General features: G+C 49.4%; 19 protein-coding genes. 6 read left to right on the top strand and 13 right to left on the bottom strand.

Annotation, left to right across the window (positions count from 1 at the left end; translation table 11 throughout):
• Positions 1-153 precede the first annotated feature (153 nt).
• Complete coding sequence (locus CBP31_RS00430) at positions 154-1,929, top strand: putative bifunctional diguanylate cyclase/phosphodiesterase (RefSeq protein WP_087034367.1); 1,776 nt, start codon at positions 154-156, stop codon at positions 1,927-1,929.
• Positions 1,930-2,228: 299 nt separating this feature from the next.
• On the opposite strand, the gene CBP31_RS00425 is transcribed toward CBP31_RS00430, so the two are convergent.
• From CBP31_RS00425 to CBP31_RS00405, 4 genes are all read right to left on the bottom strand, one after another.
• A complete protein-coding gene (locus CBP31_RS00425) occupies positions 2,229-2,678 on the bottom strand; it encodes an REP-associated tyrosine transposase (RefSeq protein WP_087034366.1) in 450 nt (149 codons plus the stop codon).
• Between the two features lie 534 nt (positions 2,679-3,212).
• On the bottom strand, positions 3,213-3,872 hold the full coding sequence (locus tag CBP31_RS00415; RefSeq protein WP_087034364.1) for a PqiC family protein: 660 nt from the start codon (positions 3,870-3,872) through the stop codon (positions 3,213-3,215).
• A complete protein-coding gene (gene pqiB / locus CBP31_RS00410; RefSeq protein WP_087034363.1) occupies positions 3,869-5,506 on the bottom strand; it encodes an intermembrane transport protein PqiB in 1,638 nt (545 codons plus the stop codon). Before pqiB ends, CBP31_RS00415 begins: the two co-directional genes overlap by 4 nt.
• Positions 5,499-6,875 (bottom strand): paraquat-inducible protein A, encoded by a 1,377-nt coding sequence (locus CBP31_RS00405; RefSeq protein ID WP_227875070.1) that lies wholly within the window; start codon positions 6,873-6,875, stop codon positions 5,499-5,501. Before CBP31_RS00405 ends, pqiB begins: the two co-directional genes overlap by 8 nt.
• A gap of 234 nt (positions 6,876-7,109) precedes the next feature.
• On the opposite strand from CBP31_RS00405, the gene CBP31_RS00400 reads away from it, so the two are divergent.
• Genes CBP31_RS00400 through CBP31_RS00390 form a run of 3 tightly spaced genes read left to right on the top strand, consistent with a single transcriptional unit; the run spans position 7,110 to position 9,945 of the window.
• On the top strand, positions 7,110-7,481 hold the full coding sequence (locus tag CBP31_RS00400; protein WP_087034361.1) for a response regulator: 372 nt from the start codon (positions 7,110-7,112) through the stop codon (positions 7,479-7,481).
• A complete protein-coding gene (locus tag CBP31_RS00395; RefSeq protein WP_087034360.1) occupies positions 7,478-8,104 on the top strand; it encodes a chemotaxis protein CheC in 627 nt (208 codons plus the stop codon). The genes CBP31_RS00400 and CBP31_RS00395 overlap by 4 nt, the downstream gene beginning before the upstream one ends.
• Entirely contained in the window at positions 8,104-9,945 is a 1,842-nt protein-coding gene (locus tag CBP31_RS00390) for a diguanylate cyclase domain-containing protein (protein ID WP_087034359.1), read from the top strand. The genes CBP31_RS00395 and CBP31_RS00390 overlap by 1 nt, the downstream gene beginning before the upstream one ends.
• Before the next feature lie 285 nt (positions 9,946-10,230).
• Here the strand turns inward: CBP31_RS00390 and CBP31_RS00385 are convergent, their stop codons facing one another.
• From CBP31_RS00385 to hisF, 7 genes are all read right to left on the bottom strand, one after another.
• Positions 10,231-11,421, bottom strand: coding sequence for an amino acid aminotransferase (locus tag CBP31_RS00385; protein ID WP_087034358.1), 1,191 nt, complete (start codon positions 11,419-11,421; stop codon positions 10,231-10,233).
• A gap of 187 nt (positions 11,422-11,608) precedes the next feature.
• On the bottom strand, positions 11,609-12,529 hold the full coding sequence (gene tus / locus CBP31_RS00380; protein WP_227875069.1) for a DNA replication terminus site-binding protein: 921 nt from the start codon (positions 12,527-12,529) through the stop codon (positions 11,609-11,611).
• 293 nt (positions 12,530-12,822) lie between these two features.
• The gene (locus CBP31_RS00375) at positions 12,823-13,896 is read right to left on the bottom strand and encodes an ABC transporter ATP-binding protein (RefSeq protein ID WP_087034357.1); all 1,074 of its coding nucleotides are present in this window, start codon (positions 13,894-13,896) and stop codon (positions 12,823-12,825) included.
• Between the two features lie 348 nt (positions 13,897-14,244).
• Entirely contained in the window at positions 14,245-15,801 is a 1,557-nt protein-coding gene (locus tag CBP31_RS00370) for an ABC transporter permease (protein ID WP_087034356.1), read from the bottom strand.
• Positions 15,802-16,067: 266 nt separating this feature from the next.
• Positions 16,068-17,081: an extracellular solute-binding protein gene (locus CBP31_RS00365; protein WP_087034355.1), complete on the bottom strand. Its 1,014-nt coding sequence runs from the start codon at positions 17,079-17,081 to the stop codon at positions 16,068-16,070.
• 485 nt (positions 17,082-17,566) lie between these two features.
• Complete coding sequence (hisIE, locus tag CBP31_RS00355) at positions 17,567-18,196, bottom strand: bifunctional phosphoribosyl-AMP cyclohydrolase/phosphoribosyl-ATP diphosphatase HisIE (protein ID WP_087034353.1); 630 nt, start codon at positions 18,194-18,196, stop codon at positions 17,567-17,569.
• Positions 18,189-18,962: an imidazole glycerol phosphate synthase subunit HisF gene (hisF, locus tag CBP31_RS00350; protein WP_087038543.1), complete on the bottom strand. Its 774-nt coding sequence runs from the start codon at positions 18,960-18,962 to the stop codon at positions 18,189-18,191. Before hisF ends, hisIE begins: the two co-directional genes overlap by 8 nt.
• 437 nt (positions 18,963-19,399) lie before the next feature.
• Between hisF and CBP31_RS00345 the strand changes: the two genes are divergently transcribed.
• Together CBP31_RS00345 and CBP31_RS00340 are read left to right on the top strand one after the other, a co-directional pair.
• The gene (locus CBP31_RS00345; protein WP_087034352.1) at positions 19,400-20,212 is read left to right on the top strand and encodes a DUF2092 domain-containing protein; all 813 of its coding nucleotides are present in this window, start codon (positions 19,400-19,402) and stop codon (positions 20,210-20,212) included.
• Complete coding sequence (locus tag CBP31_RS00340; RefSeq protein WP_087034351.1) at positions 20,209-20,421, top strand: hypothetical protein; 213 nt, start codon at positions 20,209-20,211, stop codon at positions 20,419-20,421. The genes CBP31_RS00345 and CBP31_RS00340 overlap by 4 nt, the downstream gene beginning before the upstream one ends.
• Before the next feature lie 168 nt (positions 20,422-20,589).
• Here CBP31_RS00340 and hisA read toward each other — a convergent pair whose 3' ends face one another.
• Positions 20,590-21,327, bottom strand: coding sequence for a 1-(5-phosphoribosyl)-5-[(5-phosphoribosylamino)methylideneamino]imidazole-4-carboxamide isomerase (gene hisA / locus CBP31_RS00335; RefSeq protein WP_087034350.1), 738 nt, complete (start codon positions 21,325-21,327; stop codon positions 20,590-20,592).
• A gap of 3 nt (positions 21,328-21,330) precedes the next feature.
• Complete coding sequence (gene hisH / locus CBP31_RS00330) at positions 21,331-21,921, bottom strand: imidazole glycerol phosphate synthase subunit HisH (RefSeq protein ID WP_087038542.1); 591 nt, start codon at positions 21,919-21,921, stop codon at positions 21,331-21,333.
• Positions 21,922-21,955 lie beyond the last annotated feature (34 nt).

Genomic DNA, 21,955 nt, shown 5'->3' with positions numbered 1-21,955 from the left:
AGCCATAGGCTATTTTTGATACAGATCAAGTTCCAAATGTGACTTTGGTTATATAATTATACAGTGTTGTTTACATTGTGTTTACTTATTGGGTACATAGCGGTTATTGTATTGGCAACAAATGCAGCTCAGCCAAGTAAGGATGCTTGAATCATGAAAAATGCTACAACAATAAGAGAAGGGTACCAACCTTTGGCTGCCGTTGCTGCTTGTGCCACTAATCTCACTGATTTCGCTAGCCATGGTCTGCATTTTAAGCGTCAACTGCTGCAGCATTTATTGGATCACTCTGTTGAGTCTGTGATGATCACTGATGTGAACGGCATTATTGAACGTGTGAATAGTGCATTTACCGAAATTACTGGTTACACAGCTGAAGAGGTCGTCGGAAAAACACCCAATGTGGTGCAATCTTCACGGCACGCGCCTGAGTTTTATCAACAAATGTGGCAGGAGCTGGCTAAAACTGGCACTTGGAATGGTCAGGTATGGAATCGCCGAAAAACCGGTGAAGTCTATTTACAGTGGTTAAGTATTAATACGCTCACCGATGAAGCAGATCAGGTGACGCACCGAGTCGCCATAGGCCATGATCTAACGGCGTTAAAATCTACCCGTAATGGCCGTAGTCTGTTTACCTTTAATGACCCACTTACTCAATTAGGCAACCGCCAACTATTAACCAGTCGCTTAGATCAAGCCTTGGCCGAAGCCGAGCGTAATAATATTGGCATTGGCTTGATGGTGGTAGACATTGGCCGCTTTAGACAAATTAACGAACAATTAGGCTTAGCTTGGGGCGATGATATTTTGCGCCAGCAAGCGCGCACCTTACAAGCCGCCGTGGATGAAGCGGACACCTTAGTGCGCCTACAAGGCGATATGTTTGCTATTTTGCGCCACAGTCGTGCCCAAGATAGTGCCATGGCGCAGTTGGCGGATAAATTATTAGGCCTAATGTCGCAACCCATCATACTGGCGGATAACAATGTGGTCAGCTTGCAGCCCAGTATTGGCATTGCGATTTACCCGCGTGATGCCACCGATAATGCAGGCCTATTACAGGCCGCCGAGCATGCGCACAGCATGGCCAAGCGGGCCGGGCGCAATCGTTTTCAGTTTGTCGATCAGCGCCAGCATGACTTGCACCATCGCGAGTTATTAATTGAACACAGTTTGCATCATGTACTTAATACCATGTTGGGCGAGGGGCTGAGTTTGTTCTATCAGCCACAAGTTAGACCGACCGATGGCAAAGTAATGGCCTTAGAAGCGCTGTTGCGCTGGCAGCACCCTAAATTAGGGCCTTTATCGCCCGCTGAGTTTATTCCGGTGGCAGAGCAAAGCGCGCAATCAGTCCGCCTAGACCGCTGGGTAATAGAGCAAGTGTGCATGCAGGTGGCGTTGTGGCAACAGCGTTATAGCCAAGTGCCTGTGGTGTCAGTTAATTTAAGTGGCCAGCAGTTTAGTGAAAAAGATTTTGCAGACTGGTTATTAGCCTGTGTTAAACGAGCAGGCATTACGCCCCAGAGTATTAAGTTAGAAGTTACGGAAACATCCATGATGGCCCACCGCGAACGCAGTGTCGCCATGCTGGGCCAGCTGCGAGAGCTAGGTTTTAAAATTTCGTTAGACGATTTTGGTACCGGGTATTCGGCCTTAGCCTGTTTGCACCAGTTTCCGCTTGATGAGCTAAAAATCGATCGCAGCTTTATGGTGGAAGCCAGCCAAAACGCCCGTGCTTTCTTACTGCTTAAAACCATAGTAAAGCTAGCACAAGAGTTATCATTAAACTTGGTAGTAGAAGGCGTAGAGGAACAAGCCCAGCTCGACCTATTAGCCAACTTTGGCCCATTAATGGTGCAAGGTTATTTCTACCACCGCCCTATGCCCGTAATTGATGTCGCGAAAATATTAGACCTAGGTTAAGTGTTTGGTTTGTCATAATTGGTGCCCGTTGTTTTGAAGTGAAAATATCCAGCTACGCTGGCCCCGCGAACAAGTTGCGGGCTACAAGTGCGATATCTTTTGTAGGTGGCAATTTATTCGCCACGGTTTTGGGTTTTGTTCTTCAAACAGCCAGCTACGCTGGCCCGCCGAATAAATTGGCGGCTACAAAACATCGATTATTCTGTAGGGTTATCAGGCCCACCGAAGTCCTCTTTACCAAAGAGACGGGCGGCTACATGGGCGACCATAGCTAGCTACAAATGCATGTGAACAATCGGTTATAACCAAACTGCGTCCCATAAGGGATAATCACCTATTTTTGTAACTAGCTTGGCGCGTAGCGGGTTTGCGATGATGTAACGCGCTATCTGCTTAATGTCTTCTTCTTTGCGTAGTGCATGTTCATGAAACCCTGTTTGCCACAGCGGGCCGGTACGGTTTAAATGCCGGTTCACCGCCTGCGCCGAGCGTGCTTTAACGCCTTTTAATACTTGATTCAATGAGCACGTCTCTTCTAATTGCATTAACCAGTGCAGATGATCGGGCATGATAACCCACGCTAGAGATAAAGCATGGCGTTGCGCTTGTGTGTCTTTAAGCTGCAGGGCGATAAGGCGGCCGGTAGCAAAACAGGTAAACACGGGCTGGCGTTGATAAGTGCACAGCGTAATATGATAAATTTGCTGCGGCAAAGAGACTCTGCCTGCTAATGCATCTTGATAAGTCATTATTCGTCCTTGAATAATGGGTTGGAAACGAGAGTGTAGTTGCAAGCGCGGTGTGGTGCTGTTCTTAAAACAATCCAGCTGCGCTGGCCCCGCGAACAAGTGCCATTTGGTTTTGGGGTTTTGTAGGCAGCAATTTATTCGCTGCGGTTTTGTTTTAGGGTTGGATCTAAAACTATCCAGCTACGCTGTCCCGCCGAAGTCCTCTTTATCAAAGAGACGGGCGGCTACAAGGGAAACAGCCGGCTACAAGTGCCATTTGGTTTGGGGTTTTGTAGGTGGCAATTTATTCGCCACGGTTTTAGGTTTTTTTAAAACCATCCTGCTTCGCAGGACCCGCGAACAAGTTGCGGGCTACAAGGACTATGTCTTTTGTAGGGCCCAATTTATTCGGCACGGTTTTGTTTTTGAAAACGGCCGGCTACAAGGGCAAACATGGCGGGCTACAAGGGAAAACAGCAGGCTACAAAAAAAGGCCCACCGCAACTATGTTGCGGTGGGCCTTTTGCTTGGCGCTTGGCGCTCGGCGCTTGGCGCTTAGCGCTGGCTTGAAGCGAGCTCTTTGGCCAATACATCCGCTTGTTGTTGCCAGGCTTGCCCAAGAGCGCGCACTAGGGCGGGGTAGCCGTTATCCGCTAAGGGGGCGGTGACGCTAAAGCTGCGCTGTGTAAGCAGTTGGCCGCTGCCATCCAATAACTGCCATTGGCCCTCGGCTAGTGCGTCTCCGCTTTGTTGGCCTTGAAAACGGTTCACTTGCAGGCGTAACTCACGCACCGGCAGGCCCGCTTGCACGGGTTGGCCTTTACTGATGATTTGCGCGTTAGGCAGGGCGAGGGCAAGGCGCTGTTGCAGTTGTTGCTGCAGCTGTTGGCCTATGCCCTCAGCCCACAAATGTTCCCGTGCTTGATATACCTCAATGTCGTTCAGCTGCATTACGATGCCTTCATTGTCTAAGTGCTCAGCAATGCGCAGCGGCGCCACTATCACGGCCAATCGATTATCGAATTGCTGATAGCCAAGTTGCTGATTGGCAGTGATCGCTAGGTTGCTTGAGGGCAACAAATAGGTAGTGGGGCCACTCACAGGGCCAGCGCAGCCCGCCAGCCCCATTAAGGTAACGCCGAGTAGGCTTGCGCCAATCAGACTGGTTAGGCGGCGCGGTTTGCTCTGCGCTGCTATTTTATTCCTGTGAATCATTGTTTGGCCCTCGGTTGTGGGTCTTGTGATAATTTTTTCTTAAAGATAAGCGCATTGGGCTGATCACTTAAGGTGCGCACCACGGGCTGTATATCACGCATTAGTTTTTCCAGGCGAGACAGGGTTTGCGTGAGCTCGTTATACCCTTGAGAGTCAGGGGCAAAGCCTTGCAAGGTGTCGCGTAACTGGCGCATGGTGGTGTTCACGTTGGCAGGAAGCTGTGATGTGGCCGGATCCGTGAGCAGCTTGTCTACCGAGGCAGCAATGTCGTTTACCTTACGCATGGTTTGCTCGGTGCTGGCCAGCGTGGTGTTTAAGGTGCTTAAAATGGGCTCAATTTCTAAGTTATTAAGTTTATCCAGCAAGTTAGACACTTTTTGCTCAATTTGCGCAAAACCACCTGAAGTGGTAGGGAACACCGGCTTTTCAACGAAGGTCATGTGTTGAAACGGCGGCGCATCTTTATAGAAATTAAGATCCACAAACAAGGCGCCGGTGAGCAAGTTACCCGCTTTGAGTGAAGCGCGCAGGCCGTGGCCAAACATGCCTTCCAAACGTTTTTTCCAATCAGCCATGTCTAACTCGGTATCTGAGTCGTCAAAGCGCTGAGGTTCAATACGGATCAAAATCGGAATGGCAAAGCGGCTTAATGAGTCCGGCTGCGGCGCACTAAAGTTCCAAGGCACGCTCACTACGGTACCAATACGCACGCCACGATATTCGACGGGCGCATTGTCACTTAAGCCGCGCACTGTATCGTCCACTAGCAACACATATTCTAGGTAGTCGCTGTAGTGGCCTTCTTTAGCGCTGTCTTCATCATTAAACAGCACGAAGCTGGCGTCTTCTTTGGTTTGACGGCCCCGGGTCATATTGCTGGGCACACCAAAGGTGATGCCGCCACCCACTAAGGTCTCTAGTGAACCCACATTGACTTTAAAACCTTGGGAATCCAAGCGAATATCTAAGCCTGAGGCGGTCCAAAAGCGGCTGTTACTGGTGACCAGCCCTTCATAAGGGGATTGGATATATAGCCGATGGCTCATTTCGCGGGTAACGGGATCAAAATAGCTGCTTTCAACGCGGCCTACGGTAAAGCCTTGATAGCTCACCGGATCACCGGTGGATACCGAATTACCAATTTGACTGGTGAGGTTAATCCGTAAACCCGGTGCATCCGGTGGGGCAACAGGGGGCTGGTCTAGCACCTGAAAAGTGTCAATTTCTACCTCGCTGTTGCCCGGTAATAGCTGAATAAAGGCGCCGGATAATACGGTGCCTAACCCGCTCACGCCTTCGCGGCCGATGCGGGGCTTGACCACCCAAAACTGGGTTTCTTGGTTTAGCATTTTGGTGGCTTGCGGGCTCATGCGGGCCACAATCTCTGCATGGCTTAAGTCATCAGATAAACTGACTTTTTCGACCTTACCCATCTCTACGTTACGGGTTTTGATCAGCGTCTTTCCGGCTTCTATGCCCTCGGCATTGTCCATGATCAGCGTAATAGAAGGGCCGAGCCGACTGAGATTATCGTAGATCATCCAAGCGCCAATAAGCAGGGCCACGATAGGGACTATCCAGACCGGAGATAATGAGCGCTGCAGCCGGCGCCTAGCGCGCTGGGGTTCAGACATGAGGTTCTTCCTTGCTGGTAGATGAAAGAGATTTCGTTGAGCTAGCGTGTTGCGAAATATGGGTAAGCGGAGGCGCTGTGTGTAACCAGATGCTGCGCGGATCAAATAAAATGGCCGCTAACATGGTGAGTATCACTACAGCAGTAAACGAGATTGCAGCCGCGCCGGGCTCCACAGACATTAATGAACCGTTGCGGATCAAGGCCACTAAAATGGCCACCACAAACACATCCACCATCGACCAACGGCCAATAAATTCGGTAATACGATACAAGCGATTGCGACTTAGTGGGCTGAGTACAGATTTAGGTTGGCGCACTATATAGCAGAGCCACAACAAGGCCAGCATTTTACAAACGGGTACTAGCACACTGGCGGTTAAAATAATGATGGCGATGGGCCAGTCACCATGTTGAAAAAACATCAGCACGCCGCCCAAAATAGTCGAGGCTTGGGTGTCTCCCAAAGAGGTGGTTACCATAATGGGGTACAGATTAGCGGGCAGATACATCAACACCGAGGCGAATAATAAGGCCAAGGTCGCCTGATTATTGACGCCGTGATAAGGGTGTAAGAGCTCGCCACAGCGCTTGCACCGTGCTTTGCCCAAACTGGATACGCGGTTGACCAGCCCACAAGTATTACAGCCCGCTAAGCCTTGTAAGGATGCCGAAAAGCCCAGTTGTGCGTGGTTTGGTGCCTTAGGCTCAGGGTCTAGGTGTTGCCACAGCCAATCGCGGTCTACGGACTGCGTGGTAAGTAACAGCAAGATGGCGTAGGCACAAAAGGTCCAAAACGACAGCCCTAACTCAATGTCAGCCATGCCGATGATTTTAATTAAGCTCACCAAAGTGCCAATCACAAATACGTCTGCCATCATCCATGGCGTCATATACCCCAAAGTACGTGCGATACGATGGCTTCTGGGCAATAGCTTGTTGCGGGTCATGCCCACGCACAGCCAAATTAAGCTGCACAGGTATAAGCAGGGTAATACTATTACGGTTAATAGCACACTCAGGGCCACCAGCGGATAGTGCAGGCTCATCAGTGCCGACGCGGTGTCGGTGAGGGCAATGCCATTGCCGATGCCGCTGATATTAAAACTTAAAAACGGAAACGCCACCGATAATACTAAAGCGATTAAGGTGGCGAACGCTAAGGCAAGGCTGCGCTCCGCCGGATTGGTTTGCCGGCGCACTAAGGTATGCTGGCAGCGTGGACATTCGGCTTTTTCACCACTTTTTAACCGCGGTAGCGCCAATAATAAGTCGCATTCGTGGCATACGCGCAGTCGCCGCCGAGACACCTTAACTGGTGCGCTATGGGCAGAGGGCTGAATTTGTTCAGGCGATGCAATGTCTACCAATGAAACGTCCGTTATCATATTTTGAGCGATGAGTGCTTGATACTACGACAGATTTAATCCAGTCACCAGTAAAGACGAGCCGCACATAAACAGTATTGCGGGTATATATGAGGCTCAATACTGAGTATTTGCTCCAAAATTAGGGTTTTGACTGGATATTCAGCTATGTCCATTTTAAAAGCTGGGTTTTTCTTTATAATACCTTTATAGCTCACTCTCATTTGGAACTCATCAATGACCTCTGCCAACTCTATGTCTCTGTTACTGGTTGATGACAGCCGTGTGGCCCGCTTAAGTTTGCTGCGCCAAATAAATAGTTTACCGATGGAGTTTGAGATTATCCAAGCCGCTTCTGCCGATGAAGCGCAAGCGCTTATGCAAGACTGCCAAGTAGATGCGGCATTAATTGACTTTAATATGCCCGGCCGCGATGGCCTGGTGTTGGCGGCGGAATTTAGTCAAAGTCATCCGGGCATGAAAATGGCGCTGGTCACGGCCAATATACAGCAGCCGTTAATAGAGCGTGCCGAGGCACTGGGCATGGCATTTTTAGCTAAGCCAGCTAATTTAAAAGATTTGGCAGTTTTTTTAGGCGTCACCCTATGAGCAGGCTGCTGAGCGCAGACGAGCACGATGTGGTGGTGGAGCTAATGAATATTGGCATTGGTCGCGCGGCCAGTGCTTTATCGCAGATGGTACAAGACGAAGTATTGTTGTCGGTGCCCGAGCTGCAATTTTTGCTTCCTGAAGATGCCAGTGACCGTTTTTGTAGCTTTATGCCGGGCGTGTTAGCTGGGGTAATGCAAGATTTTAATGGCTTTATGGCTGGGCGCGCCGCCTTGTTGTTTCCTGAAGATCGTAGCTTAGAATTAGTGCGTGCCATTTTAGGCGAGGATATGTCAGCGGAGGAAATTTCTGAGCTTGAGCAAGAGACCTTGGCCGAGCTTGGTAATATACTGCTGAATAATTGCTTAGCGACTTTGGCCAATTTGCTTAATCAGCAAATTCATACCGAACTGCCTCAAGTATTTAATGTGGATACACCGCATTTACTGAGCCGTTTAATACCAGCAGACGAAGCAGATAACACCTCTTTTATTATGCTGGTGCAAATCGAATTCAGCTTGCGTGAGCGTGATCTACAAGGTTATTTAGCCTTTTTGATTGATGTGCAATCAGCTGGTGTATTTGTAAAAGCGATACAGAATTATTTAGCTGAGTGTGCCTAATGAAGAATACGCCTGCTATCCGTTCAGCCGACACCTTGTTGGCAGATGTGTGCTCAAACGCCTTACAGCACATTGAAAATGGCGTTATGTTGCTCGATAGTGGGCAAAAGATCCTGTTTTGGAACCAGTGGTTGGTGCGCTATAGCGGAATAACCGCAGAGCAGGCCGTGGGTAAGTGCATTGATGATATATTTTCGTATCCGCTACCATCAGTATTTTTGGAGGCAGTGACAGGCGCTTGCCAGCATGGGCTCTCCCGCATACTGTCTCACAAGTTACATGCGCATTTATTACCGTTGCAAAACCCCGAAAGCTTAAGCCGTATTTTTCATTCTATTATGCTGCAACCTCTGCCGGGGAGTACTGGCGTAGTATTGGTGCAGTTGCATGATATTACCAATGCGGTGCGTCGCGAGCGCCATTTGCGCCAAGCACATAAAGCGCAATCAGAAGAAAAGCAGTTTATTGATACGGTACTAGAAACCATTAGCGCGTTAGTGGTGGTGACAGACGCGGCGGGTTTTATCGTAAATATGAACCACAGTGCTGAATTGCATACCGGCTTTAGTGAAGCAGAATTAATAGGTCAGCCGTTAAAAATGCTGCTCGGACTCGACAGCTTTAAGCATTTATCTAACCAGCAAAGTTATGCGGGTGAGCTGCGCTCATTTAACTGCCGCATGACTAACGCGTTGGATGAAGAGATCCAGGTGCGCTGGACCGTTAAGGCAGTGAATGAAAATGATGACCCGTTACGTTATTTAATTTATACCGGTCAAGATATTACTGAGCGTGAGCGCGCCGATGCGTTATTGCGCTTAGAGCGAGAAATGTTAGAAATGGCAGCGGGTAATGAGCCTGCAGATAATATTCTTAATCACGCCTGTTTAGCCCTAGAGCGCCAGTTAGAGTCTTGCCGAGTCGCAGTGGTGCAAATAAATATCGATAATAAGCTGCAAGTACGTAATGGACCTGGGCTACCCGAGAGTTTTTGTGAGCAATTGCATGACTTACAAAGTGAGCGCTTGCTACGGGTATTGGAAGCGGGTTTGGAACACGGCCAATTGCAGGTCTTTACCGTGCAACCTAAGGGGGATCACTGGCAGCCTTGGTTAGCGTTAGCCAAACAATATAAAATTGCCGGCTGCTGGTTAATGCCGATTCAGGTGAACCCTGAAGTATCACAAAATTTGTTGGCGGTATTTCCGCGTTACAAGAGTAGCCCTTGCCCCCATGAACAAATGATGGTGCAACGTATTGGTCATTTAACGGCGCTGATTTTAGAACGTCAGCAGCAACAAGAGCAAATTGAGAAGTTAGCGCTTTATGACTCACTAACGGGCTTGGCGAATCGCAGTTTACTAAATGAGCATCTGCAAAGAGCCATTTTGCGAAGTATGCGTGTCCCTCAAGCGTTTGCCTTATTGTTTATCGATCTGAATGGTTTTAAGGCGGTCAATGATAATCACGGCCATGATGCGGGCGATGCCTTATTAGTGGCATTAGCCGAGCGATTAATTAGCCGTTTTCGCGCCAGTGATTGTTGTGCACGCATGGGCGGCGATGAGTTTGTGATTTTGCTGGATGATGTTCAAGACGACAGCATCGCCTTTGCTATTGCTGAGTCATTATTGAGCCTAATTGCGCAACCTTTAGCGTGGGGCAAGCATCAATTACAAGTAACGGCCTCAGTCGGCATTGCCATGTACCCCGAAGACGCCGACACCGCCGCCGGTTTATTAACGCGCGCCGACAACGCCATGTATCACGCCAAAGCCGACAGTAAAATTAATGACCAAGGCTGCGTGATGCGCTTAAATCCCAGTGATTATCAGAGCTGAACCAAAAGCCGAGACCTTGAAACCGCCAATTTAATCACTTGTAGCCCGCCGTCTCTTCGCCGAAGAGGATTTCGCGGGTCTTGTGCACTTGTAGCCCGCCGTCTCTTCGGTGAAGAGGGCTTCGCGGGTCCTGCGAAGCAGGATGGTTTTAAAATCGAAAACCAGAACCAAACCGAGCCGAAGTCCTCTTGACCTAAGAGAAGGGCTCCTACAAAACCAAAACCAAAACCCAATAAAAAACCCCGCTCTGCGGGGTTTTTTGTCTGTGCTGATGCGCTTAAGCCATTAGATAACGGCGGCAATACCGTCGCACAGGGCGTCTATGTTATTTTTGGTAATGCCGGCCACACTGATGCGGCCTGAACCCACGATATAAATGGCAAATTCGTCATTCAGGCGCGCTACTTGCTCTTTGGTTAAGCCAGAGAAAGAGAACATGCCGTTTTGGCGAGCAATAAAGCTAAAGTCGCGGCTTACGCCACGGCTGGCCAGCTTCTCAACAAACAAGGTACGCATTTCTTGAATGCGCTCGCGCATCTCGGCCAGCTCTACTAACCAGTCGGCATACAGCTCTTTGTCTTCGGCGATCATCGCAATTACGTTGGCGCCGTGGGCCGGTGGATTAGAGTAGATAGCACGAATAATGCTTTTCACTTGGCTAAATGAGGTATTAGCGGTGTCTGCATCTTTAGCGACCAAGGTGAACGCACCCACGCGCTCGTTGTACATGCCAAAGTTCTTAGAGAAGGAGCTGGCAATCAGCAACTCTTTATTGTGCTCGGCAAATACGCGCAAACCGTAGGCATCTTCGTCTATGCCTTTACCAAAACCTTGGTAGGCGAAGTCAAACAGCGGCAACCAGCCTTTTTCGGCAGACAATTTTGCTAATTGATCCCACTGGGCAGGAGTTGGGTCAATACCGGTTGGGTTATGGCAGCAACCGTGCAACAACACCACATCACCGGCTTTGGCCTGGGCCAAATCGGCCAGCATGGCGTCAAAGTCGAGATCTTTGGCGTCGGCATCGTAGTAACCGTACTCTTTTACCTCAAGACCAGAAGCCGTAAATACCGCTCTGTGGTTGGCCCACGTAGGGTTAGAAATCCAGATGGTATTGGTGTCGAGCTGGCGGGCGATAAACTCACCGGCAATGCGCAAGGCGCCAGTGCCACCGGGTGATTGTGCGGTACGCGCGCGCTGCTCGTTAATAATGGCGGCATTGTCACCAAATAACAGCTTTTGTACTACGTCGGCATAGGCGTGTACGCCTTCAATGCTGAGGTAGTTTTTAGTCGTTTGTTCTGCAACTAAACGGGCTTCGGCTTTTTTGACGCAACGCAATACCGGCGTTTGACCAGCTTCGTCTTTATAAATGCCCACGCCCAAGTTGATTTTATGGGCACGAGGATCGTTACGGAAAGTGTCGGTGAGGCCCAAAATAGGGTCGGCCGGTGCAGCAGTGACCTTCTCAAACATAGCGTTATTCAATCCTTGTGATAAAGAGGCTATTGCCAACTTGGCATTAACATCCATAAGTGATAAACCCGAACGGGAACCCATTAGTTATAACATTTGCGCGCCCATTACAAAATGGCTTTTGTGTCGTAGGAGCCAATTTATTCGGCTCGGTGTGGTGTTTGCTCAATCTGGTGTGTGTTTGGCGCTATGTTTTCGGTTGATACGGATAAATGTGCAGCCGAGGGATCAATGGGTCATCGGTAATGCTCGCCGCGCGCCGCGCCCGTTGTTGGCTGGGTGGATAGTCAGCCAGTTCCGTAATAGCAGGCGCTTCATCTTGGCACAATAATAACGGCAAATGCGCTTTCACTTGTTGCTGGCGCGGGCTGATTTCTTCCTGCCAGCGCACATTAACCATAGGGTGGGTCTTGACGGGGCGGCGCAACCTTAGCTCTGTGCTATTGGGCAGGCGCTTCACATCATAAATTTCACGATCCACACATTGTTGCCAAGTGAGGGCGTCCGTGAGAGGCGGCGGTGTGGCGCGGGCGGTCATTAGTTGGGCTAGCAGTACGTCTTTATCGATCTTTTGAATGATTTGTTTATTGGCCCAGGTAAATCCTAAGCGCGATGCCTCATGAGGCAGCAATACCAGATGGCGATAAACTTGCAGGGTGATCAAGCCCGGCAGCGTATTGTGCACCAAAGCAAATTTTTGGTCGCGGCTACCGGCGGCTTGTACCTGAGCCTTAAACTGGCTTTTTAAATCATTGATCTGAGAAATATATAGTTGCAGTTGCGGTTTAAGCTCAGTGGGTAACAGCAAATAGCCGGGCAGGCGAAAGCTGGCTTTGGCCGAATGGTGAGGCTGAATAAACCATTGTTGGTAGCTGCTTAGCGCCGCCGCGAGTGCGTCATCACCGGTGATCCGGCTCACCGGGATCTGTGTGACCGGTTCATGCTCATCACCCATGGCCACGGCTGGCAGGGTAAAACAACTAGCCTGAACAAAGCCGTTCTCTGCTTGCTGACTCAGCCAATGAGTGAGGTCATTTAGCGCTTGTTCAAGCTCGCTAAAGGTATGCGTAAGCTGTGCCGCTGGAGTAAACATGGTTGGAGTAGACATTAATTATGCCAACATACTAAGTGGTGATGTTAATTTAGCAGCCTGCCAAGAGCGGCGCAAGTATTCAGCATCTAGTACCGCAACAGGCAAAGGTATTTGCCGGTGACTGTGTCATCTTTGTAGGCGAACACTTGTTCTCGCATTACGCTGCAAGCGTAAATCTTTAAACCCAGCATTAACTCTCCTGCTTCGCAGGACCCGCGAACAAGTTGCGGGCTACAAGGGCAATTTGGTTTCGTGTTTCGTAGGTGACGAATTTATTCGTCACGGTTTTACGTTTTGCTCTCGCTGATTTACTCATACGCCATCACGGCACCTTCTATTTTTAAGCCAAGGTATTCACCTGGGCTAAAGGTGCGAGCGCCGTTGACGCGCATTTGAATTTCTTGAGCGCCCCATTGATCTTCGGTTTTTAAATGTACTAAAGCGTTATGGCCATAATAAATGGTTTTAAGCACATGGCCGCCAAATTGCTGTTCATGGGGTGGGCTGACCACAAACTGCTCGGGGCGGATCATAATGGTGGCAGACTTAGAATCCGTGGCACAGCCGCCTGCTAGGGCTAAGGTGCCAAAGCGACTGTGAATACTGCCGTTGGCCACGACCGCCGGCAGTACGATGGCGTCACCGACAAATTTGGCCACGTTTATATCGGTGGGATATTGATATAACGACACCGGGTCACTCACTTGTACGCATTTTCCTTGGCGCATCACGGCGACTAAATCTGCCATCGATAGCGCTTCTTCTTGGTCGTGGGTGACGATAATGGCAGTAGCGGCAATGGCGTTAAGCGTGGCTTTCACTTCTTCACGCAGTGCAATACGCAGGCCCGCATCCAGTGCCGAGAAGGGCTCATCTAACAGCACTAAAGACGGTGAGGGGGCCAGTGCACGCGCCAAGGCAATACGTTGTTGCTGGCCGCCAGAAAGTTCATGAGGCATACGCTGACCAAGTCCTGCCATGCCTACTAGCTCGAGCATTTCAATAACGCGCTGGGCTTTTTGCTGCTTGGTTTGCCGTTTCGAATCGGCGCTACTTAAGCCAAAGGCAATGTTTTTCTCTACGGTTAAATGTGGGAATAACACCCCATGTTGCGGCACATAGCCAATTTTTCTATGTTCAGGTTTCGTATTGATTAACTTAGTGCTGGTTTGGGCGTCAAACACCGTTTGGCCATTAATGAGAATTCGCCCCGTATCTGGGGTTTCAAAACCTGCGATGGCGCGCAGTAGGGTGGTTTTACCACAACCTGATGGGCCTAATACCGCCAGCATCTTGCCTTCTTCAAGCGTCAAGTGAACGTCACTGAGCGCTTGCACCGCAGAAAACTGTTTGGATACCCGGTCGATGATTAATTTTTTCATATATTTCCTTGATGCGCTGGCAAGATTAGCGGGTATTTAAGTCAATAACTTACCTGATTACCCACAAAGATCAGCCATGTTTCAGTGAGTTCTGTATCAATTAATTCTATAGGTTACAGTGAGGTGCCTGCCTATTCAGTAAAGAATATGAGGCTCATTTTGGTATTTTGACCTTGTAGGGGCCCGTCTCTTCGGCGAAGAGGACTTCGGCCCGGTTTGGTGTTTTGGTTTAAATCTAAACCTCAGTAACAGCCAGCAGAGCTGGTCTGCCGAATAAATTTGGCAGCTACAAAGAACAAACCGAAACAGGGTGCATTATGGCTGAGGTTCATACGTAATCAGGATAACTTAAGCGTGGGCCGTATTGCGGGTAAAAGAGCGCATGGTTAATAGGTAAACGGGTAAGCCCGATACCAAAATTAGTAACGCCGCATAGGGGGCCGAAGCGCCGTATTCTGCATTGGCCGTGTGCTCCCACACCTTAGTGGCTAAGGTGTCCACGCCGGTAGGGCGCAGCAATAACGTGGCGGTCAGCTCTTTCATTATTTGTAAAAATACTAAGGCTAAACCCGCGCCTACGCCGGGGGCGATTAACGGCAAGGTGATGCGCATAAACACACTGAAGGCGTTTTTGCCTAAAGATCGAGCCATCTCTTCTAGTTGTGTAGATACTTGTATTAAGGCGGCGCGAATGGACGACTGGGCCAAGGGCAAATACAGCATGGCGTAGCCAATCAGTAGCAAAGGCGAGGTTTGATAAAAAGGAAAAGCATAACGAATGGCGAAAAATACCAAGGTTAAGCCGATCACTAAGCCCGGCAAGCTGTGAATGAAATAAGGTAGGCGTTCGGCCATTATCGACAAGCGGCCTTGATAGCGCACTGCCAAAAATACCAAGGGCAGGGCGAACACAATCGCTAACAGTGCGCCGCCAAAACCAAAGCTTAAAGTGGTGATTAAGGCGCTCCACACTTCTTGGCCATGAAAAACGCTGGAGGTGCCGTTCAGCAGCCAAAAGCCAATAATGCCCAGTGGCACACCGGCGGCAAGCGTCACTAATGCCAGTAAAGCGAATACCGCCAACGGCTTCACCCAGCCAAGTTTGATTAATTGCTGCATGCCGGGCGAACCTTTGCGCTCAATGGCGTAATTGGCTTTGCCTCTGAGTAGTAATTCCAGCCCGATCACCATTAAGCACAGCAACAATAACACCAGCGTTAACATGGCCGCCGAGGCGCCGTCGAAGGCCACATAATATTGGTCGAAAATAGCAGTGGTAAAGGTTTCATAATTTAAAAACGCCAATGCGCCAAATTCTGCCAGCATGTGCAAGGCAATTAAGATGGCACCGCCGTACAATGCTGGGCGCAGCTGCGGCAAGATCACCTTAAAAAAAGTTTGGCTGCGGTTAAAGCCCAACGACCGCGAGGTTTCCTCTAATGCCGGATCCATGCCGCGCAGCGCCGCGGCTACGGGCAAGTGCACTAAGGGGTAATTACACAAGGTCAGTACCAATACCGCACCGCCAAAACCTTCCAGCTGGGGCAAGAGCGAAATCCAGCTGTAGCTGCTAATAAAGGCCGGCACCGCAAAGGGCAGGGTGACCAAGGCATTCCAGAGTTTGCGTTTAGGTACATCGGTGCGCTCAAGTAGCCAAGCGGTAGTCACACCAATCAAGGTGCTGAGCACAGTGACCACGGCCAGTAGCTGTAGCGTATTGAGTAACAGCTGATAAACCCGCGCCCGAAAAATCAGGCTCATGGCGTGGCTCCAGCCCGCTTCTTGAGCCCGTATAATAATGTACAACAGCGGCAAGCTAGTAAGCAGCACCAACAAGATAACCGGCACCATTAGGCCAAGAGGTATCGGTCGGGTGCGATTTTTATAAGTAACTTGACTACACATGATATTCGCTCTTGATCTTAAAACATTTTTTGCCACGGAATACACGGAAACTCACGGACGAAAGCAACAAATGCTTATTGCTTGTAAGTTCTTAACCCCAAAAGTTTTCACTTGTTCTCATCTTAATTTTTCCGCGTTCTTCCGTGTATTCCGTGGCGAAAGAGTCTTTAGTCTTTAAAGTTAACGATAGCGGCCGGAGGCGTCTGATGACGTCTCCGGCCGCGTGCTTCATCCATGAGAATCAATGAGTTAACTCATTGATCGTTTTATAGCAGGCCCACTTCTTGTAGCAGCTCAATGGCGGCTTTGCCGTCGCTGTATTCACCTAGATCTAACGTGTCGTTCGGCGGAGTTAGCTCAGAAAATGGCTTCAAGCCATGGGTATCTACTTTTGAATTTAGCGGATATTGAGCGCTTTTGTCGGTCAGGATCTGCTGGCCGGCTTCACTGGTGGCAAAGGCCATAAACTGTTGTGCTTCGTCTAGGTTGTTGCTTGATTTTAAAATAGCCGCGCCAGAGACGGTAATTAAGTCGCCTAAGTCATGGGTACCCATGAAGTAGAGACCAGACTTGAGCTTGTCTGCACCTTGCTCGCGGGCCATGCTGTCCCAGTAGTAATTGTTAATTAGTGCAAACGGAATATCACCGCGTTCAACGGCATCTAACGCCGCTTTATTATTACGATATTCTTTGCCGTTTTTCTGTAAGCCTTCTAACCAAGCCTTGGCTTGTTCACGACCGTCCAGTTTGATCATGGCCGACAGTTGCTTTTGAAAGGCGCCACTGGTCTTAACGAAGGCAAACTGATCTTTCCATTTCGCATCCGTGAGGTCGTACACCGAAGTCGGCAGTTTATCAGTTGCAGTGCGGTCTTTGTTGTAGGCAATCACGCGTGAACGGGCCAACAAGCCCACCCATTGACCCTTTTGATCACGGTATTCGGCGGGAATGTTGTTCAAGGCTTGGTCATCGAGTGTGGCCAGCAAGCCTTGGTTGGCCAGCATGATCAAGGGCGTGGATTCTTCGGTGTAAATAATATCAGCCGGTGAGCGTTTGCCTTCTTCCACGATTTGGTGCGCCAACTCATTGCTTGAACCTTGGCGGGTTTCCACCTTAATGTGGGTGTGTTCGGTGAAAGCATCAATTAAGGCGAGAGTGGCGGTTTTATGCTGGCCGTTATAAATGGTTAACGCCGCATTGGCGCTCAGGGGGCTAAAAAGCAGCATAGTCGAGAGCGCCAAGGTGCTGAGTTTAAGGGAGCGGCGGCGAGCATTCGACATAGTAAGATCCTTAGGGTAATGAGAGGTCGGCAATACAGTTGATAATGACAATGCTTATCAATACCGAGAAAATGTATCATATGACGAAGTCATGTCAAGCAGTTAGCTCCGTAGATATCCTGAGATGCAGAGTGGCTAGTCATCTAAATTTGTTTAGTTTAATGCGTAACGGGCAGGTTAATAGTCAGCAATATCAAGGGTAACCTATTTCTATTCAACATAATGTTGAGTGGTGCGTAGTTTTGTGTCCTAGTGAAATATATGGTTTAGGCAGTAAAACCGCGAACTTGTAGCCGGCAATTTATTAGCCGGTCCTGCGAAGCAGGATGATTTAATAAAGCAGGACCGCCGAAGTCCTCTTTACCAAAGAGACGGCCGGCTACAAATACTACAAATACCTTAAACATACTTGCCGTTAATAAAAAAGCCGACCGCAGGACGCGGTCGGCTTTAAAGAGCATGAGCTTATGTTTTAAGGCCAACGCTTAGCGGTGGCGCTCTTGCAGCTTGGCAATTACATCCGCCAGTTGCAGCTCTTCTTGTTGCAGCAGAACGGTGAGGTGGTAGAGCAGATCTGCCGACTCGCTGACTAACTCTTCTTTATCGTGCACGGTGGCGGCCAGTGCCGTTTCTACGCCTTCTTCACCGACTTTTTGCGCGATACGCTTGGTGCCGCTGGCATAGAGGCTGGCGGTGTAGCTGGACTTAGGATCGGCACCCTTACGGCTAGCAATCACTTGCTCTAACTCGGCCAAGAAGGTGAGGCCGGGTGCGGTTTGTTCGTTAAAGCAAGATACATGCCCTAAATGACAAGTCGGGCCAATCGGCTCCACGATTGCCAGCAAGGTATCGTTATCGCAGTCGGTGCTGATATCCACTAACTGCAGATAATGGCCAGAGCTTTCGCCTTTGGTCCACAAACGATTTTTAGTGCGACTAAAAAAGGTTACTTGCTTGCTTGCCAGCGTCAGCGCCAGCGCCTCGGTGTTCATGTAGCCCAGCATCAGCACGCGGGCGCTGTGGCGGTCTTGCACTATTACCGGCATTAAGCCGTCAACTTTGGCCCAATCGAGTTGGGTTTCATCGAATGTTGAAACTTGCTTAGCATCAGTCACGAGTTTGAATTCCTTGTTGTCTTAAATATTGCTTCAGCTCAGCGATGTTGATGATGCCTTTGTGAAACACGGAAGCGGCCAGTGCACCGTCTACGTCTGCTTGTAAGAAGGCGTCTTTAAAGTGCAGCATTTCACCGGCACCGCCAGAGGCAATCAGTGGCACCTTACAGATAGCGCGCACTTTTTGCAGTTGCTCTAAATCATAACCTTGGCGCACGCCATCTTGGTTCATTACGTTCAGCACAATTTCACCGGCGCCGCGGCGCTGTACTTCTTCAACCCAGTCGAGCGTGCTCCATTTGGTGACCTGAGTACGGCTTTCGTCACCGGTAAACTGATGCACCTGATACTCACCCGTGGCTTCGTCATAGTAAGAGTCGATACCCACCACTATGCACTGCACACCAAAAGTCTCGGCCAGTTCGGTGATCAGCGCCGGATTAGTTAGCGCAGGGGAGTTGATAGAAATTTTATCGGCACCAAATTCTAAAATTTGCGCCGCATCCGCCACCGACTTAATGCCACCGGCCACGCAAAACGGAATATCGATCACTTCTGCTACACGGCTAACCCAGCTTTTATCGACCACGCGGTCTTGGCTGCTGGCGGTAATGTCATAAAACACCAACTCATCGGCACCCTCGGCCGCATAGCGCTGGGCCAGTGGCACTATATCACCGATAATTTCATGGTTACGAAACTTGACGCCTTTGACCACTAAGCCATCTTTTACGTCTAAACAGGGGATTATGCGTCTTGCCAGCATTAAATGGTGCTCCATATTTTTTCTTTATAAGTCATAGCTCTACCACTCCATTTCATGATGAAGATGCAGTATCAATACCAGTGCTTGGCATACGGTTATCTAGCTTATATGCGCTACCTGAAGGTGGTTACTTTATAGGTAACTACGCGGGTAACTATGCAGGTAACTGCATATAGATAACGGCTGGTAGGCAATTAATGGTTATGCAGTGGCTATGCATTGTTGGGCACTAGTATAACGCTAATAGGGCCCGCAAATAAGCCCTAGTTGAGGGTGGTGTGAGATCTTGTTTGACGAGTCATAACACTGAGCCTTGCAAGATTAATAATGACTAATTTTTAACCGTAACCTAAGTTATCTGTCACCCATAATTACAGTCATGACTACACTTGAATCGCAAGCATCCCTGCTTACGGCTCCGACAAAGGCGACACTCTATGCTGAAACTATCGACCAAACCTCCTCACTCAACCGGTAGCAGAATCGTGACTGGCAGCTTAGCGCTGTTTTTTGTCGTGGGTTCATCGCTAACGGTTGCCGATGAAAACGATGCCAAACAGTTACTTAAGGCCATGGCCGACTATCTCGATGCTCAACAAGCTTACTCCTTTGACTATGACTCTACGTTGGACGTGGTCACCCATGATAATCAGATCCTTGGCATTGCGAGTTCTGGCGAGGTGACACTCACACGCCCTAATAACCTTTACGCCACACGAATGGGCGGCTTTGCGAACGTAGAAATGAATTTTGATGGTAAAACACTGAGCGTACTGGGTAAAAATGCTAATAAATACGCACAAGTTGAAATAGACGGTGATACAGACACGCTTATCGACCAACTCAAAAATGTGTATCAAGTGCCTATGCCCGCCGCAGACTTGCTGCTGACTAACGCATCAGAAGTGCTGTTAGAAAACGTGACGGATATAAAAGATCTGGGTAGCGGTGTTATTGGTGGGGTGGAATGTAATTCACTGGCGTTTCGCACCGATGAGGTCGACTGGCAAATTTGGATTGCTCAAGGTGACACACCTTATCCTTGCCGTTATATCATTACCTCAAAGCAGGTAGAGAATGGCCCGCAATACAGCGTGCAAACCCGCAATTGGAAAACCGGTGACGCGGTAGTTGCGCGTGATTACTCATTTAAAAACAGCACTGACGCCACCTTGGTGGAGTTAGATAAGCTGTCTGACGCCAATGATTTGCCAGAAAATTTCACTCACCGTAAAGGAGCAGCCGAATGAAAAAGCTAAAACGTATTGGCCTGATGGCCGCGATAGCACTGGTTGCCGTGTTAGGCATTGAAATGGGTGCTCAGTTGTCGATACCGGGTATGTCGAGTGTTATTTCCTCGGCTGAAGCTCGGGTGGGCAGGCCGCTAACGCCGGTTAGCGTGGCCGGCGTGGCGCGCAGAACGGTCAGACGCTGTGCCGTGGGCGTATATAATTGCTAGCCTAACCTTTGTAATAAATAATAAAGCAGTAATAAATAGCAAAGCTGTAATGAATAAAAAAAGCAGATGGTCAGCGCTTTAATGTGCTGATTTCTCTGCTTTTATTGTGTGACGGTTATTGATGCTGCTTAAGCGTGACGCATATGCTCGTCAGTCTGCCAGCATTAATTAAGCCTCTTGCCAACAGGCGATGGCTTCGGCCACGTTAAATTTACCTTCCAGCAAAGAGCGACCCAAGATCACGCCAGCCACACCGGTATTAGTCAGGGCTTTAATGTCATCGATATTGCCGATGCCACCGGACGCCTGCCATAAAATAGTGGGGTAGCGCGCCGCTAACTCACGGTATAACGCCACGTTTGAACCGGTGAGCGTGCCGTCTTTCGAAATATCGGTACACAATACATGGCACAAGCCCGCCGGCAAATAATGCTCAAGCAGTGCTTCTATGGTGATGCCGCTGTCTTCTTGCCAACCAGCGATGGCAATTTTCTTTTCGCCTTCCGGCGTAATGTTAATGTCTAGCGCCAGCACGATGCGCTCAGGGCCGTATTGCTTGATCCAACCCACCACCATTTCTGGGTTTTTAACCGCAGTAGAGCCAATCACCACTCTTTGCACGCCAATGTCGAGCAAGTCTTTTACGTCTTGCTCGGTGCGAATACCGCCACCAATTTGCACCGGTACTGGGGTGTTAATCACCAATTGCTTAATGATATCAAGCTGGCGCTGGCTGCTGTCTTTAGCGCCGTCCAGATCCACCAAGTGCAGCTGGGTCGCGCCTTCGGCTACGTAGAGGTCAAAGCGCTCTTGAGCCGAAGCTGAATATTGGGTTTTTTGCTCATAGTCGCCCTGATACAAGCGCACGACTTTTCCATTAATTAAATCAATGGCAGGAATGATCATATTTTACAGCTCCAAGAAATTTTTCAGTAATTGTGCACCGGCCGCACCCGAGCGCTCTGGGTGAAATTGCACGCCAAAGAAATTAGCATTGCTAATGGCGGCGCTAAAGTTCACGCCATGTTGGCTGGTAGCAAGGGTGTGCTCGCCCACCGGCACCGCATAGGAGTGCACAAAATAAAAATAGCTGCCATCGGGAATATCTTTAAACAGCGGATGATCCGCCATGGGAGTAATTTGATTCCAACCCATGTGGGGCAAGCGCACGCCGTCGGAGGCTTCCATATGCTGACACTCGGCATCCACCAACCCTAAACAGTCCACACCACCTTCAGCGGAATGATTAACCAGCATTTGCATGCCTAAGCAAATGCCTAATACCGGCTGGTGCAACTGGCTGATTAACTCCACCAAATTGCGCTCTTTTAGGTTTTTCATGGCCTCACTTGCGGTGCCCACGCCAGGTAGCAGCAGCTTGTCGGCTGCCAATAATACGGCATGATCACGGCTCACGGTCACGCTATAACCTAAACGCTCAATGGCGTAACGCACCGATGATAAATTGGCACAACCGGTGTCAATAATCGCGACCTTGATGCTTTCTTTATTGCCTGATTGGCTGATAGTGGTT

The sequence above is a fragment of the Oceanisphaera profunda genome (genome assembly GCF_002157895.1).
Taxonomy (GTDB): Bacteria; Pseudomonadota; Gammaproteobacteria; order Enterobacterales; family Aeromonadaceae; genus Oceanimonas; species Oceanimonas profunda.
This window is presented reverse-complemented; position numbering and strand designations above follow the sequence as displayed.

Coding starts and splice junctions, on each gene's coding strand:
- CBP31_RS00430 (WP_087034367.1), top strand. CDS start 154: ATGAAAAATGCTACAACAATAAGAGAAGGGTACCAACCTTTGGCTGCC.
- CBP31_RS00425 (WP_087034366.1), bottom strand. CDS start 2,678: ATGACTTATCAAGATGCATTAGCAGGCAGAGTCTCTTTGCCGCAGCAA.
- CBP31_RS00415 (WP_087034364.1), bottom strand. CDS start 3,872: ATGATTCACAGGAATAAAATAGCAGCGCAGAGCAAACCGCGCCGCCTA.
- pqiB (WP_087034363.1), bottom strand. CDS start 5,506: ATGTCTGAACCCCAGCGCGCTAGGCGCCGGCTGCAGCGCTCATTATCT.
- CBP31_RS00400 (WP_087034361.1), top strand. CDS start 7,110: ATGACCTCTGCCAACTCTATGTCTCTGTTACTGGTTGATGACAGCCGT.
- CBP31_RS00395 (WP_087034360.1), top strand. CDS start 7,478: ATGAGCAGGCTGCTGAGCGCAGACGAGCACGATGTGGTGGTGGAGCTA.
- CBP31_RS00390 (WP_087034359.1), top strand. CDS start 8,104: ATGAAGAATACGCCTGCTATCCGTTCAGCCGACACCTTGTTGGCAGAT.
- CBP31_RS00385 (WP_087034358.1), bottom strand. CDS start 11,421: ATGTTTGAGAAGGTCACTGCTGCACCGGCCGACCCTATTTTGGGCCTC.
- tus (WP_227875069.1), bottom strand. CDS start 12,529: ATGTCTACTCCAACCATGTTTACTCCAGCGGCACAGCTTACGCATACC.
- CBP31_RS00375 (WP_087034357.1), bottom strand. CDS start 13,896: ATGAAAAAATTAATCATCGACCGGGTATCCAAACAGTTTTCTGCGGTG.
- CBP31_RS00370 (WP_087034356.1), bottom strand. CDS start 15,801: ATGTGTAGTCAAGTTACTTATAAAAATCGCACCCGACCGATACCTCTT.
- CBP31_RS00365 (WP_087034355.1), bottom strand. CDS start 17,081: ATGTCGAATGCTCGCCGCCGCTCCCTTAAACTCAGCACCTTGGCGCTC.
- hisF (WP_087038543.1), bottom strand. CDS start 18,962: ATGCTGGCAAGACGCATAATCCCCTGTTTAGACGTAAAAGATGGCTTA.
- CBP31_RS00345 (WP_087034352.1), top strand. CDS start 19,400: ATGCTGAAACTATCGACCAAACCTCCTCACTCAACCGGTAGCAGAATC.
- CBP31_RS00340 (WP_087034351.1), top strand. CDS start 20,209: ATGAAAAAGCTAAAACGTATTGGCCTGATGGCCGCGATAGCACTGGTT.
- hisA (WP_087034350.1), bottom strand. CDS start 21,327: ATGATCATTCCTGCCATTGATTTAATTAATGGAAAAGTCGTGCGCTTG.